Consider the following 13243-nt stretch of genomic DNA (forward strand, 5'->3'; position numbering starts at 1 on the left):
GTCGGATTACGCGTGGCTTTGCCCCGCTAATCCGACCTACCGCTGCATCGACTCCCACACTTTCTGCAAACGCTTGGCAGAAACAGGCATCGGCGTGCGCAACTCCTGCGCAAACAGCGACACGCGCAGCTCTTCCAGCATCCAGCGGAAGTCGACCAGTTTCGGGTCCGTATTCTTGCCGGCCTGGCGGTCCTTGGCCTGACGCAGATACGGCGCGGCGGCCGATTGCCATTCGGCCATCAACTTGGTGTCGCGCGCGGGGTCGGCGCGCAGCTTTTCCAGGCGCACGTTGATCGCCTTCAGATAGCGGGGGAAATGCGCCAGCTGCGTGTACTCGTTTTCCGTCAGGAAACGCTTATGCACGAGGCCTTGCAGCTGCGACTGGATATCGGCGGCTGCCGCTGCGGGAATATTCTGCAGGCGCTTGGGCAAGCCGTGGAATTCCGTCAGCACTTGCGACAGCAAACGGGCGATTTCATTGACCAGCAAGACGAGGCGCGACTTGCCCTCCGCCTGGCGCTTGGCAAACGAGGCGGCGTCCAGCGGCAGCGGATCTTGCAGGCAAGCGATGTCGAGCGCCTTGTTGATGATTTGCTCGCGCAACTCTTCCTGCGAACCGAGGGCCATGAATTGCATGCCCATCTGCTGAAGACCGGGGATGCTTTTCTCGACGTACTTGATCTGTTCCTTCATTTGCAGCGCGAACAATCGGCGCAAACCCACCTTGTGCGTGCGGGCGGCTACGGTCGGATCATCGAACACTTCCAGGTCGCAATGCGTACCCTTGTCGACCAGGGCGGGGAAGCCGATCAGGGTCAGCTTGCCCTGCACGATTTCGAGCAACTCCGGCAACTCGCCAAAAGTCCAGCCCGTCAAGCCCATGTGCTGCGAGACGGTGGCATTCGGGGACGCCGGCGCTGCAGCGGCAGCCACTCCCTTTGCCGGCGCGCCGCCCTTGCCTGCTGCCGCGTTGGCGGCGGCGCCCTGGGCTTGCGCCTGCAGCCGCGATGCCACTTGCGCGCCCGCCACCTTGGCACCGGGCGTGCCCGTGCCGGCAACGCCCGACACTTCGGCCAGCTTCTGGAAACTCTGGCGCGCCTGGCCGCCGAATTCCGCCTGCAAAGTGGCCAGGTTGCGGCCCATGTCGAGCTGGCGGCCATGCTCGTCGATCACCTTGAAATTCATGAAGTGATGGGCCGGCAGGGTTTCCGGCTTGAAGTCCGTCGTCAGCACATTGATCGTGATCTGCGTGCGGATATCCAAGATGATGGCGTCGATCAAATCACCGCGGCCAAACACGCCCGCCTCATGCACGCGCTCGCAGAATTTGGCCGCGTAATCGGGCAGCGGCACGCAGTGGCGGCGCAGCTTTTGCGGCAGGGATTTGAGCAGCAGATGCACTTTTTCCTTCAGCATGCCCGGCACCAGCCATTCGCAGCGCTCGCGCGGCAACTGGTTCAAGGCATACAGCGGCACGCTCAAGGTCACGCCATCGCGCACGCTGCCCGGCTCGAAGTGGTACGTCAGACCCATTTCCAGGCCCGTCACGGACATGGTCTTGGGGAACAGGTCCGTCGTCACGCCGGCCGCCTCGTGGCGCATCAGCTCTTCGCGGTTCAAATACAGCAGCTTCGGGTTTTCGCGCGTGGCTTCCTTGTGCCATTTCTCGAAACCGGCGCCATTGCACACGTCCGCCGGCAGCAGCTTGTCGTAGAAGGCGGCGATCAGTTCATCGTCGACCAGCACGTCCAGGCGGCGCGATTTGTGTTCCAGGTTTTCGATATCCTTGATCAGCTTGTGGTTGTGCGCAAAGAACGGCGCGCGCGTGTCGAAGTCGCCGCCCACGAGGGCGTCGCGGATGAAGATTTCGCGCGCTTCCGGCAAGTTGAAATTGCCGTAATTGATGCGCCGCTGGCTGTACACCACCAGGCCATAAAGAGTAGCCCGTTCGGACGCCGTCACTTGCGCCGAGCGTTTTTCCCAGCGCGGCTCACCCCAGGATTTCTTCAGCAAGTGTACGCCGACTTTTTCCAGCCATTCGGGCTGGATCTGCGCCACGCAGCGCGCGTACAAACGCGTCGTGTCGACCAGTTCGGCCGCCATGATCCACTTGCCCGGCTTTTTCAACAGCGAGGAACCGGGCCAGATGTGGAACTTGATGCCGCGCGCCCCCAGGTAGCCGGCGCCCGGTTCGTCTTCGCCCTTGAAGCCGATATTGCCCAGCAAGCCGGTCAGCAAGGCCATATGCAGGTTGTCATAGGTGGCCGGCGCTTCGTTCAATCGCCAGCCCTGCTCCTTGACGATGGTCAGCAGCTGCGAATGCACGTCGCGCCATTCGCGCAAGCGCATCTGCGACAGGAAATTCGTGCGGCAATTATCCTGCAACTGGCGGTTGGTTTTCTTGTGCTCGATGGCGGACTCGAACCAGCGCCAGATTTTCAGGTAGCTGAGGAATTCCGACTTTTCATCGGCGAATTTCTTGTGCGCCTCGTCGGCCGCCTGCTGGTGTTCCATCGGACGGTCGCGCGGGTCTTGCACGGACAGGGCCGAGGCGACGATCAGCACTTCCGTCAGGCACGCGTTATCGAGCGCGGCCAGAATCATGCGGCCCACGCGCGGGTCCAGCGGCAGCTTGGCCAGCTTGTTGCCCAAGGGCGTGAGTTTATTGACTTCATCGACGGCGCCGAGTTCCTGCAGCAACTGATAACCGTCGGCCACCGCGCGCGCCAGCGGCGGCTCGATGAAGGGGAAGGTTTCCACGTCCGTCAGGTGCAACGATTTCATGCGCAGGATGACGGCCGCCAAGGAGGAGCGCAGGATTTCCGGCTCCGTGAATTTGGGCCGCAGCAGATAATCCTGCTCTTCGTACAGGCGGATGCAGACGCCGTCGGCGACGCGGCCGCAACGCCCGGCGCGCTGGTTGGCGGCCGACTGGGCGATCGGCTCGACCTGCAGCTGCTCGACCTTGTTGCGATAGCTGTAGCGTTTCACGCGGGCCAGGCCCGCATCGACCACGTAACGGATGCCGGGCACCGTCAGCGAGGTTTCCGCCACGTTGGTGGCCAGCACGATGCGGCGTGCGTTGCTGGTTTTAAAGACGCGTTCCTGCTCTTCAGCCGACAAACGGGCGAACAGGGGCAAAATCTCCACGTGCGGCGGATGGTGCTTGCGCAGCGCCTCGGCGCAGTCGCGGATTTCGCGCTCGCCCGGCAAGAACACCAGCACGTCGCCCGAACCGATGCGGCACAGTTCTTCCACGCCATCGACGACGGCGTCCATCAGGTCGCGCTTTTCGCGCGCGGCGGCCGTGCGCTGGCCCGGCTTGTCGGTGTTCGCGCCCGAACCAGGCATGGCCACCTGCTCGCGCTCCACGGGACGGTAGCGCACTTCGACCTGGTACAGACGGCCCGACACTTCGATCACGGGCGCCGGTTTTTCCGGCGTGCCGAAATGGCGCGAGAAGCGTTCCGCATCGATGGTGGCCGACGTGATGATGATTTTCAGGTCCGGCCTGCGCGGCAACAGCTGTTTCAGATAACCGAGCAGGAAATCGATGTTCAGGCTGCGTTCGTGCGCCTCATCGATGATGATGGTGTCGTAATTTTTCAACAACGGATCGGTCTGCGTCTCGGCCAGCAAGATACCGTCCGTCATCAGCTTGACGGACGCGCCACGGCTCAGGGTATCGGTAAAGCGGACCTTGAAACCCACCGTTTCGCCCAGCGGCGTACCAAGCTCCTGCGCAATGCGCTTGGCCGTCGAGGAAGCGGCGATACGCCGCGGCTGCGTGTGGCCGATCATGCCCTTCTGGCCGCGTCCCAGTTCCAGGCAAATCTTCGGCAACTGGGTCGTCTTGCCGGAACCCGTCTCGCCCGAGACGATGATCACCTGGTTTTCCATCAGGGCCTTGGCGATTTCCGCGCGCCGGCCCGAGACGGGCAAGTCTTCCGGATACGTAATCGGCGGCAGCGGATTGCGGAAAGCCTTTTCCGCCTCGCGCGCGGCGCGGGCCGCATCGCGGGCTTCGCGGCTTTCCTGCCCCTCGCGCGGCGGGCGCGCGGCCTGGGGCTTGCCCTCTCCCGATCGCTGCTGCTGTTGCTGTTTCTGCTGCTCCGCGCGCGGCGGCTGCTGCCTTTGCTGGCTCACGGGCGGGCGCTGGCGGCCCTGCGCAGGCGTGGCGGCAGGCGCGGAAACATCCCCGCTGGCGGGCACATTTGCAACGTTGGAAGGAGGGGAAGACTTATTGCTGGCTGAAGACATTGTTTTTTACAGGTATTTTAAGCGCGCACATCGCGCAGCGAATTATAATGCGCTTAATGGAAAACCCTACCCAATTCGTCCAATGGCTGCGCTCAGTCGCGCCCTACATCCACGCCTTTCGCGGCAAGACCTTCGTGGTCGCCTTCCCCGGTGAACTCGTCAGCGCCGGGGCGCTGCAGGTGCTGGCCCATGATTTGTCCCTGCTGCATGCGCTGGACATCAATGTCACCGTCGTCTACGGCTCGCGGCCGCAGGTGGCGGAACAACTGGCCCTGCGTAACGTCGAAGGCCGCTTCCACAATGGCGTGCGCATCACGGATATCGCCGCGCTGGAATGCGCGAAGGAAGCCGCCGGCGAGCTGCGCCTCGATATCGAGGCCGCGTTCAGCCAGGGCTTGCCGAACACACCCATGTCGCATGCGGCCATCCGTATCATTTCCGGCAACTTCATCACGGCGCGCCCGCTGGGCGTGATCGATGGCGTGGACCTGGAACTGACGGGCATCACGCGCAAGGTCGACGCCGAAACCATCCATTCCATCCTCGGTTCGGACGGCCTGGTGCTGCTGTCGCCGCTGGGTTTCTCGCCGACGGGCGAAGCATTCAACCTCACCATGGAAGACGTGGCGTGCAGCGCCGCCATCGCCCTACACGCGGACAAGCTGATTTTCATCACCGAAACGCCGATGATGGAAGACGCCACGGGCGTGGAAATCCGCGAACTGTCGTCGCACCAGGCCGAAGCCGTGCTGATGGCGGGCTTCCTGCCCGACGCGACGGCGTTTTACCTGAAACATTGCGTCAAGGCATGCCATAACGGCGTCGAGCGCTCGCACATCGTGCCGTTCTCGATGGATGGTTCTGCCCTGCTGGAATTGTTTACCCACGATGGCGTGGGCACCATGATCAGCCATGAAAACCTGGAAAGCCTGCGCCAGGCCACCATCGAAGACGTGGGCGGCATCATCAAACTGATCGAGCCGCTGGAAGCGGACGGTACTTTGGTGAAGCGGGGCCGCGAGCTGATCGAACGCGAAATCGATTATTTCTCCGTCATCGAGCATGATGGCGTGATCTTCGGCTGCGCCGCCCTGTACCCGTTCCCCGCGCAAAAAATGGCGGAAATGGCATGTTTGACGGTCAACCCGGAAGTACAAGCCCAGGGCGACGGCGAGCGCATCCTGAAACACATGGAAAACCGCGCGCGCGCCGCCGGCCTGAACAAGTTGTTCGTGCTGACCACGCGCACCTCGCACTGGTTCAAGAAACGCGGCTTCGTGCCGGCCACCGTCGACGATTTGCCGAAGGATCGCCAGCATATGTATAACTGGCAACGTAAATCCCAAGTGCTCATCAAGACACTGTAAAACTGAAAAAGCCCGGCATGCCGGGCTTTTTTTACATTCAGATCGTTATTTGATATTCAATGGGGCAAACGACTTGACCAGGTCGTCGAGCGCCTTCAATTGCGTCAGGAATGGCTCCAGCTGATCCAGCGGCAAGGCGCTGGGGCCGTCGCAGCGGGCGTTGTCGGGGTCAGGATGGGCTTCCAGGAACAGGCCGGCGATGCCGACGGCCAGGCCGGCGCGGGCCAGGTCCGCCACTTGCTGGCGGCGGCCGCCCGAAGCGGCGCCACCGGGATCGCGCTGCTGCAGCGCATGCGTGACGTCGAAGATGATCGGCAAGTCGTCGCAGGTTTTCTTCATCACGCCAAAGCCCAGCATGTCGACCACCAGGTTGTCGTAGCCGAGGCAGGTGCCGCGGTCGCACAGGATCAGTTGATCGTTGCCCGCTTCCTTGAATTTCTCGACGATATTGGCCATCTGGCCAGGGCTGAGGAATTGCGGCTTCTTGATGTTGATGACTTTGCCCGTTTTCGCCAGGGCCACGACGAGATCCGTCTGGCGCGCCAGGAAGGCGGGCAATTGCAGCACGTCGACAACTTCGGCCACCTGCTGCGCCTGCCATGGCTCATGCACGTCGGTAATCACGGGCACGCCGAACGCCGCCTTGACGTCCTGGAAGATGCGCATGCCCTCTTCCAGGCCCGGACCGCGGTAGGAATGGATCGACGAGCGGTTGGCCTTGTCGAAGCTGGCCTTGAACACATATGGAATACCCAGTTTTTGCGTCACGCGCACATATTCTTCGCAGGCGCGCATGGCGAGATCGCGCGATTCGAGCACGTTGATGCCGCCAAACAGCGCGAAGCTGCCGGTATTGCTGACATCGATGCCATGGACTTTCACTGAGGTCATAGGGATTCCATCTTGGTTAATTACTACTACTTGGTTGGAAGGGGCGCAGCCAGCGGCTGGCGCGATAAGGCATCTTACTAGCTAGGGCGGCGCAGATCAAATTTGATCCAGCGCAAGGGCGCGGCAAACGGCGTGTCGCCAGGCCGCGACGGCCCCGCGAGGGCTGGCGCAAAGTGCCTTATAATCACGCTTTATCTCTACACTGATTCAGGAGCACAGATGGCCCGCACGATCCACTGCATCAAACTCAACAAGGAAGCCGAAGGACTGGATTTCCCGCCGTACCCGGGCGAACTGGGCAAGAAGATTTACGAATCCGTGTCGAAAGAAGCCTGGGCAGCCTGGCTCAAGCACCAGACCATGCTGGTCAATGAAAACCGGCTGAACCTGGCCGACGCGCGCGCCCGCAAATACCTGGCCACGCAGATGGAAAAACATTTCTTCGGCGATGGCGCCGATGCGGCCATGGGCTATGTCCCGCCGACCGAGTAAGTTTTTCCGTATTCCCGCCCGTGGCCACCGCGCCGCGGGCAGTTTCCCCTTGATTCTCCCCTTTCCCTTTCACGCCGCCTGACGCTGTTTCACGGCTGCCCTTTCCCGTTTCGTCGCACACGGCTCGCCGCCCCCGCCGCCGGCTGGCACAGTACGTCCATCGACAACCTCACACCAAGGCGGACACCATGTTGCAGCAAATCTTCAGCCACACTCCCCTCTACGTCTGGGCCATCCTGGGCTTTCTCGTCTACCGCGGCGTGCTGGCCAGCCGGGCACGCGAAGTGAGCTTGCGCAAGCTGTGCATCATTCCCCTGGTCATGCTGGCCCTGTCCCTGAGCGGCGTGTACGGCAGTTTCGGCCTGGCCGGCGTGGCGCCGTTCGCCTGGGGCGCCGGCGCGCTGGCTGGCGCGGCGCTGGCATGGTCGCTGACCAGGACAGCCACCATCGTGGCCATTCCCCAGCGCGGCAGCGTGCAGCGTCCCGGCAGCTGGGTGCCGTTGATCTTGATGATGAGCATTTTCTGCATGAAATATGCGGTCGCCGTGACCCTGGCCATCGCGCCGACCTATGCCCATGCGACCAGCTTCATGGTGCCTGTCTGCCTCGCCTATGGCTGCTTCAGCGGCATCTTCCTCGGCGGCTTGCTGCGCACCGTGGCCGTGTACCGCGAAGCGCAAATGACAAGCGGCCCGCAAGGGGCCGCCGTTTAAAACATCTATGCCGGCGAACGCCGGCTATCATCTTAGTACGCCAGGGTACGCACGCCTTCCGGCATGCCCAGCAGGCAGACATTCGCGCCGCGCACGGCGAACAGGCCAACGGCAATGACGCCGACGATCTGATTGATCTGCTGTTCCAGCGCCACCGGGTCGGCAATTTTCAAGCCCAGCACGTCGATGATTTCGCCGCCGTTATCCGTAATGAACGCTTCGGTAGTACCTGCCTTCAGGCGCAGGCGGGGCGTGCCGCCCAGCGCAGCCAGCTGGCGCGATACGGCAGCGCGGGCCATCGGCACCACTTCCACCGGCAGCGGGAAGGCGCCCAGGGTTTCCACCAGCTTGGAGCCGTCGGCGATGCAGACGAACTGTTTCGCGACAGAAGCAACGATCTTTTCACGCGTCAATGCCGCGCCGCCACCCTTGATCATGGCGCCGCTGGCCGTGATTTCATCGGCGCCGTCGATGTAGACGGCGATCGACTCGACATCGTTCAGGTCGAAGACGGGAATGCCATGGCCAGCCAGGCGCGCGGCCGTCGCTTCGGACGAGGCGACCGTGCCCTTGATGGTGTCCTTGATCTTGGCCAGTTCATCGATGAAAAAATTGGCGGTGGAACCGGTGCCGACGCCGATGATTTCACCTTTTACTACGTAGTCGATGGCGGCGCGGGCTACGGCTTGCTTCAATTCGTCTTGGGTCATGGCATTCAGGCTAAAGTGAGGAATGGCGCTATTTTAACGGATTGCCAGCCTGGCCAGCCGGCCAGCATGCCCGGCGATGCGACTCAATACAACAGGCAAGCGGGAAAACTTTGCCCTAGGGCAATCGCGCACCCAAATACACTCTATGCCCTCTAAAATATGCGAAAATGGCACGATAGTCCGATATGACGTTTCAGGAATAGCACATGAATCACAGTAAACAGGTACTTGTTGTCGATGACAGCCGGGTTTCACGTTTGATGTCGCATCAATTCATCCTCAGCAAACATGCCGACTGGCAAGTGATTGAGGCGGCGACGGGTGAGGAAGCCCTGGAAAAAGTCAAGACCGTCAACCCTGTGCTGATACTACTGGATGTCAACATGCCCGGCATGGGCGGCATGGCGGCGGCAGAACAATTGCGCGTGCTGTGCCCGCAGACGCACATCATTCTCGTCACGGCCAATGTGCAGAACGCCACCCGCAACCGCGCCAGCGAAATGAAAGTCGGCTTCATGGAAAAACCGATCACGGAAACGCGCATCCACCAGTTGATCGAATCACTGGGACTGTGAGCATGGTCAATCTTTCCGAACTCGAGAACGACGCCCTGGTAGAGATATTCAACATCGGGGTGGGCCATGCGGCGGCGGCCATGAGCGAGATCGTGAATGAAGAAGTCACCATGTCGGTGCCGTCGATCACCTTCCTGAACCGTGCCGACGCGGCAGCCTTGCTCGGCAGCAAGAAGGATGGCGAACGCATCTGCGGCGTCAGCCAGCATTACGATGGCGCTTTCGCCACCGAAGCCATCCTGATGTTTCCCGAGGACAAAAGCCTGGAAATCGTGCGCCTGATGGTGGGCGACGCCATGCCGCTGCAGGAACTGACGGAGATGGAACAGGAAGCGATGAGTGAGATCGGCAACATCATCCTCAATTCCTGCGTCGGGACGTTGGCCAACCTGTTCGACAGCGAACTGCATGGCTCGCTGCCCCTGTACCACGTGGGCACCAGCGCGGAAATCCTCTCCTCGTTCGGCGGCCAGGATGACGAAGCCGTCGTGCTGATGCTGCATATCGACTTCGTGCTGTCCAAGCACCAGATCCACGGTTATGTAGCATTCGTGCTCGACCTGTCCGCCTTGCACGACCTGAAACAGCAAGTCAGCCGCTACCTGGCCAAGGTGCTGGGACAGGCGTGACGATCATGCCGGATGCCTTGCACCGACTCGCCCTGCTCGAGAGCATACTCGGCGCCGTCAACCTGGGCGCCATCGTGCTCGATGAGCAGCATCGCATCGTGCTGTGGAATAAGTGGATGGCGCGCCACTCGGCCTGCCAGGCCGACGCCGTGCTGGGCCAGGATTTCTTCGCCGTCTTTCCGGAACTGCGGCACAAGCGCATGGATTCGGCCATCACCCAGGCACTGCGCGACAATTTCCAGTCGCTGCTGTCGCAAACCCTGCACAAGGCGCCGTTTGCGCTGTACACGCATGGCTCGGCCACGGGCGGCAGCGACGGCGAGGAACGCATGCAGCAAGCCATCGCCGTCACGCCGATCAACCTGCCCGGCTCGCCACGCCATTGCCTGATCCAGATCAATGATGTCACCATCGCCGTGGGGCGCGAAAAGCTGCTGCGCGAACAGACCATGGTCTTGCGCTCGCAAACCTTTTCCGACGGCTTGACGGGCATCGCCAACCGCCGCCATTTCGACGTGGCGATCGAGAAGGAAATGCGGCGCGCCATGCGCACCAGCAGCCCGCTGTCGCTGCTGATGATCGATATCGACCATTTCAAGGATTACAACGACCATTACGGCCACCAGCAGGGAGACGATTGCCTGATCCGCGTGGCAGCCGAACTGGCCGCCATGCTGCAGCGCCCCACCGACCTGCTGGCCCGCTATGGCGGCGAAGAGTTTGCCGCCATCCTGCCCGACACGGACGCGGCGCAGGCGCTGCGCATGGCCGAGGCGATCCGCCAGCACGCGGCCGAGCTGCGCATTCCGCATGCCAAGACGGGCAATGACGTCAAGCACATCACAGTGAGTATCGGCATCGCCACGCAGCAGCCGCAGCAGCCGCTGGCCATCCCTGCCCTGATCGGCGCGGCCGACCGCGCCCTGTACCTGGCCAAGGGCGCCGGGCGCAACCGCGTGATGGTGCAGTCGCTATAAAAAAAGCAACGCAGGACAAAGGATTCCTGTAGACATCTTTACGGCGTGTGCGTAGACTCGTCATTGCTTGCAGCAACAATAACAAGAATTTATCTGTGGTATCTATCCCTGCGCATGGCCCCACCATGCGGGACATGGCCAGGAGCGCTTGTGAATCTCGATCCTCCCCTCAGATCAGGCTTGCCGGGTGCCGGCATGGATACGACCATGGTGAACGGCATGCGCCTGCTGCTATCGAGCGCCACCTTGCTGACCCTGTTCATCGACCCCGAAAGCGCCGGCAAAATGAGCAAGATCACCTGGCTGATCTTTTCCGCCTACACCGTGCACAGCCTGCTGCTCTACGTGCTGGCACTGCTGGGCTTCAGCCTGCCCCAGGACATCTTGTTGTACTGGCTGGACGTGGCCTGGTATGGGCTGATCGTATTTTCCAGCAGCAGCCACAACAACCTGTTCTTCCTGTTTTTCTTCTTTGCCATCCTGACCTCGTCGTTCCAACGGGGCTTCGAGGAAGGCGCGCGCATCACCCTGGCCTCGGCCGGCCTGTTCGCCGCCACCGCCCTGTTCGGCGAAACGGATGCTGAACTGTCGCGCCTGCTGCTGCGCACCACCTTCCTGCTGGCACTCGGCTACATGATCGCCTACTGGGGCGGCTCGGCCATCACGCAGCGCAGCCACCTGGCCCTGCTGCGCGATGTCAGCCAGCTGTCGAATCCCCGCTTCGGCGTCGACCAGACCATCACCTCGGTGCTGGAAAAAACGCGCAGCTATTTCCATGCCCGCAGCTGCCTGCTGGCGATGCAGGACAAGGGGGCACCGCACTGGTCACTGCGCAGTGCCGTGCATACGGGCACGGAGTTGGTCACGACCAGCGCCATCCTCAGCGATGAGGCGGCCAGCCCCCTGCTGGCCTTCCCGCCCGAAAAGATCGTGCTCTACAACCGTCCCCTGGCCAGCTGGCTGCCGTGGACAGGCGGCGTGCGTACGCTGGACGCGGACAGCGGGCGCTGGCCGCGACATGACGATACGGCCGGCGCCAGCCTGGCCGAGCTGCTCGAAGCGCACTCCTTCATCAGCGCCCCCTTGCCTTTGCGCAATGGAACAGGGCGCCTCTACATCGTTTCCACTTCCAGCCTGAGCAAGACCGACGCCCTTTTCCTCAGTCATATCGGCGCGCAGGCGTTTCCCGTCATTGAAAACATCAACCTGCTCGACCGCCTGGCGTCGCAGGCGGCCTCGCGCGAACGCGAAAAGATCGCGCGCGACCTGCATGACACGGCCGTGCAGCCGTATATCGGCTTGCGCCACGGCCTGGCCGCCCTGCGCAACGAAGCCACGCCGGGCAACCCGCTGCTGCCGGAACTGGAAAAGCTGATCATCATGTCGGGCCAGGTGATCACCGACCTGCGCAGCTACGCGCGCACGTTCAAGAATGGCCAGGTACAAAGCGAGCCGGAACTGCTGGTCGCGCTGCGCCGCCAGGCCACGCAGATCCGCGAATTCTATGGCATCGACATCGCCCTGCATATCGAAGGCGACCTGCACATCAACGACCGCCTGGCGGCCGAGGTGTTCCAGATCGTCAACGAAGGCATGAGCAATATCCGCAAGCATACGTCGGCGCGCCATGGCGCCGTCAAGCTGACCTGCGTGCAGGGCGCGCTGCACATCAGCATCGAGAATGAATGCGCGGCCGCGCACGTGCCTGATTTCCTGCCCGACTCACTGACCGAACGCGCCGCCGCGCTGGGTGGCAGCGCCAGGGTCACGCACAACACCTTGGGCAACACCTCCGTGCAGATCGAGATTCCGATATGAATGACCGCCAACCCCCATCCCATACCGCCATCCGCGTCATGCTGGTAGATGACCACAAGACCATGCTGTGGGGCCTGGAACGGCTGATCGGCGGCGAACATTCCGGCATGCAGGTGGTCGCCACGGCCTGCGACAGCGCCGGCACGCTGGCGCAGGCGACCATCACCTGCCCCGACGTGATCGTGCTGGACCTGGACCTGGGCGGCGTCAGCTCGCTGGCCATCATTCCGCAGTTGCTACAAAACGGCAATACGCGCATCCTCGTGCTGACAGGCAGCCACGACCAGGCCGTCATGGAGCAAGCCATGCTCCATGGCGCGCGCGGCATCATCAGCAAGGATGCACCACCGGAACTGGTGCTCAAAGCCATCGAAAAGGTCAGCCATGGCGAACTATGGCTGGAGCAAGCCATGCTAGGCCGCATGATGACGCAGCTGACCCAGCCCGGCGGTAGCTCGGCGCAAGCGATCGCCGTCGCCAGCCTGACTCTCAAGGAAAGAAAAATCATTGCCGCCCTGGTGCACGGCAGCGGCACGCCGGCCAAGCTGCTGGCAGACCAATTGTTCATCTCCGAACACACCTTGCGCAACCACCTGACCTCGATCTACCGCAAGCTGGGCGTCTACAACCGCCTGGAACTGTACGCCTACGCCACCAAGCACCGCCTGGGCGAACTGCCGCCCGCCGCCTGACCTCTCCTGCCTGAGCGCCAGCCGCTCGCGCATTTTCCTGCCATTCCCGCGGCTCGTCTCCCCTGCCGCCGGTGGCTGGCCACGCCCTGCGCGTGGCAGCCTCGGGCATGACAATTGTC

General features: G+C 62.3%; 11 protein-coding genes. 8 read left to right on the forward strand and 3 right to left on the reverse strand.

Annotated elements, in window-relative coordinates:
• Positions 1 to 36: 36 nt before the first annotated feature.
• Complete coding sequence (gene hrpA / locus U0004_RS23275; protein WP_070260417.1) at positions 37 to 4260, reverse strand: ATP-dependent RNA helicase HrpA; 4224 nt, start codon at positions 4258 to 4260, stop codon at positions 37 to 39.
• Positions 4261 to 4316: 56 nt separating this feature from the next.
• Between hrpA and argA the strand changes: the two genes are divergently transcribed.
• Positions 4317 to 5627, forward strand: a complete 1311-nt coding sequence (gene argA, locus U0004_RS23280; protein ID WP_046685875.1) for an amino-acid N-acetyltransferase — start codon at positions 4317 to 4319, stop codon at positions 5625 to 5627.
• A gap of 45 nt (positions 5628 to 5672) precedes the next feature.
• Here argA and kdsA read toward each other — a convergent pair whose 3' ends face one another.
• Positions 5673 to 6518, reverse strand: a complete 846-nt coding sequence (gene kdsA / locus U0004_RS23285; protein ID WP_070260419.1) for a 3-deoxy-8-phosphooctulonate synthase — start codon at positions 6516 to 6518, stop codon at positions 5673 to 5675.
• A gap of 219 nt (positions 6519 to 6737) precedes the next feature.
• Here kdsA and U0004_RS23290 point away from each other — a divergent pair, with 219 nt between their 5' ends.
• Positions 6738 to 7010, forward strand: coding sequence for an oxidative damage protection protein (locus U0004_RS23290; RefSeq protein WP_034750797.1), 273 nt, complete (start codon positions 6738 to 6740; stop codon positions 7008 to 7010).
• 143 nt (positions 7011 to 7153) lie between these two features.
• Positions 7154 to 7723 carry a DUF6622 family protein gene (locus U0004_RS23295; protein WP_327076263.1) on the forward strand — a complete coding sequence of 190 codons (570 nt, stop codon included), beginning with the start codon at positions 7154 to 7156 and terminating at the stop codon, positions 7721 to 7723.
• A gap of 32 nt (positions 7724 to 7755) precedes the next feature.
• Here the strand turns inward: U0004_RS23295 and rpiA are convergent, their stop codons facing one another.
• Positions 7756 to 8433 carry a ribose-5-phosphate isomerase RpiA gene (gene rpiA, locus U0004_RS23300; protein WP_034786987.1) on the reverse strand — a complete coding sequence of 226 codons (678 nt, stop codon included), beginning with the start codon at positions 8431 to 8433 and terminating at the stop codon, positions 7756 to 7758.
• A 206-nt stretch (positions 8434 to 8639) separates the two neighbouring features.
• On the opposite strand from rpiA, the gene U0004_RS23305 reads away from it, so the two are divergent.
• From U0004_RS23305 to U0004_RS23325, 5 genes are all read left to right on the forward strand, one after another.
• Positions 8640 to 9008: a response regulator gene (locus U0004_RS23305; protein WP_070260423.1), complete on the forward strand. Its 369-nt coding sequence runs from the start codon at positions 8640 to 8642 to the stop codon at positions 9006 to 9008.
• Positions 9009 to 9010: 2 nt separating this feature from the next.
• Entirely contained in the window at positions 9011 to 9637 is a 627-nt protein-coding gene (locus tag U0004_RS23310; RefSeq protein WP_034786994.1) for a chemotaxis protein CheC, read from the forward strand.
• A gap of 5 nt (positions 9638 to 9642) precedes the next feature.
• Complete coding sequence (locus tag U0004_RS23315) at positions 9643 to 10614, forward strand: sensor domain-containing diguanylate cyclase (protein WP_070260482.1); 972 nt, start codon at positions 9643 to 9645, stop codon at positions 10612 to 10614.
• A gap of 150 nt (positions 10615 to 10764) precedes the next feature.
• Positions 10765 to 12432 carry a sensor histidine kinase gene (locus U0004_RS23320; protein WP_167468692.1) on the forward strand — a complete coding sequence of 556 codons (1668 nt, stop codon included), beginning with the start codon at positions 10765 to 10767 and terminating at the stop codon, positions 12430 to 12432.
• A complete protein-coding gene (locus tag U0004_RS23325) occupies positions 12429 to 13124 on the forward strand; it encodes a response regulator transcription factor (RefSeq protein ID WP_070260427.1) in 696 nt (231 codons plus the stop codon). The genes U0004_RS23320 and U0004_RS23325 overlap by 4 nt, the downstream gene beginning before the upstream one ends.
• Positions 13125 to 13243: the final 119 nt, after the last annotated feature.

Origin of the sequence: Janthinobacterium lividum, assembly GCF_034424625.1 — a bacterium.
Taxonomy (GTDB): domain Bacteria; phylum Pseudomonadota; class Gammaproteobacteria; order Burkholderiales; family Burkholderiaceae_D; genus Janthinobacterium; species Janthinobacterium lividum.

What these genes read in the sequence shown, in the direction of transcription:
- hrpA (WP_070260417.1), bottom strand. Translation starts at nt 4,260, where the DNA reads ATGTCTTCAGCCAGCAATAAGTCTTCCCCTCCTTCCAACGTTGCAAAT.
- argA (WP_046685875.1), top strand. Translation starts at nt 4,317, where the DNA reads ATGGAAAACCCTACCCAATTCGTCCAATGGCTGCGCTCAGTCGCGCCC.
- kdsA (WP_070260419.1), bottom strand. Translation starts at nt 6,518, where the DNA reads ATGACCTCAGTGAAAGTCCATGGCATCGATGTCAGCAATACCGGCAGC.
- U0004_RS23290 (WP_034750797.1), top strand. Translation starts at nt 6,738, where the DNA reads ATGGCCCGCACGATCCACTGCATCAAACTCAACAAGGAAGCCGAAGGA.
- rpiA (WP_034786987.1), bottom strand. Translation starts at nt 8,433, where the DNA reads ATGACCCAAGACGAATTGAAGCAAGCCGTAGCCCGCGCCGCCATCGAC.
- U0004_RS23305 (WP_070260423.1), top strand. Translation starts at nt 8,640, where the DNA reads ATGAATCACAGTAAACAGGTACTTGTTGTCGATGACAGCCGGGTTTCA.
- U0004_RS23310 (WP_034786994.1), top strand. Translation starts at nt 9,011, where the DNA reads ATGGTCAATCTTTCCGAACTCGAGAACGACGCCCTGGTAGAGATATTC.
- U0004_RS23315 (WP_070260482.1), top strand. Translation starts at nt 9,643, where the DNA reads ATGCCGGATGCCTTGCACCGACTCGCCCTGCTCGAGAGCATACTCGGC.
- U0004_RS23325 (WP_070260427.1), top strand. Translation starts at nt 12,429, where the DNA reads ATGAATGACCGCCAACCCCCATCCCATACCGCCATCCGCGTCATGCTG.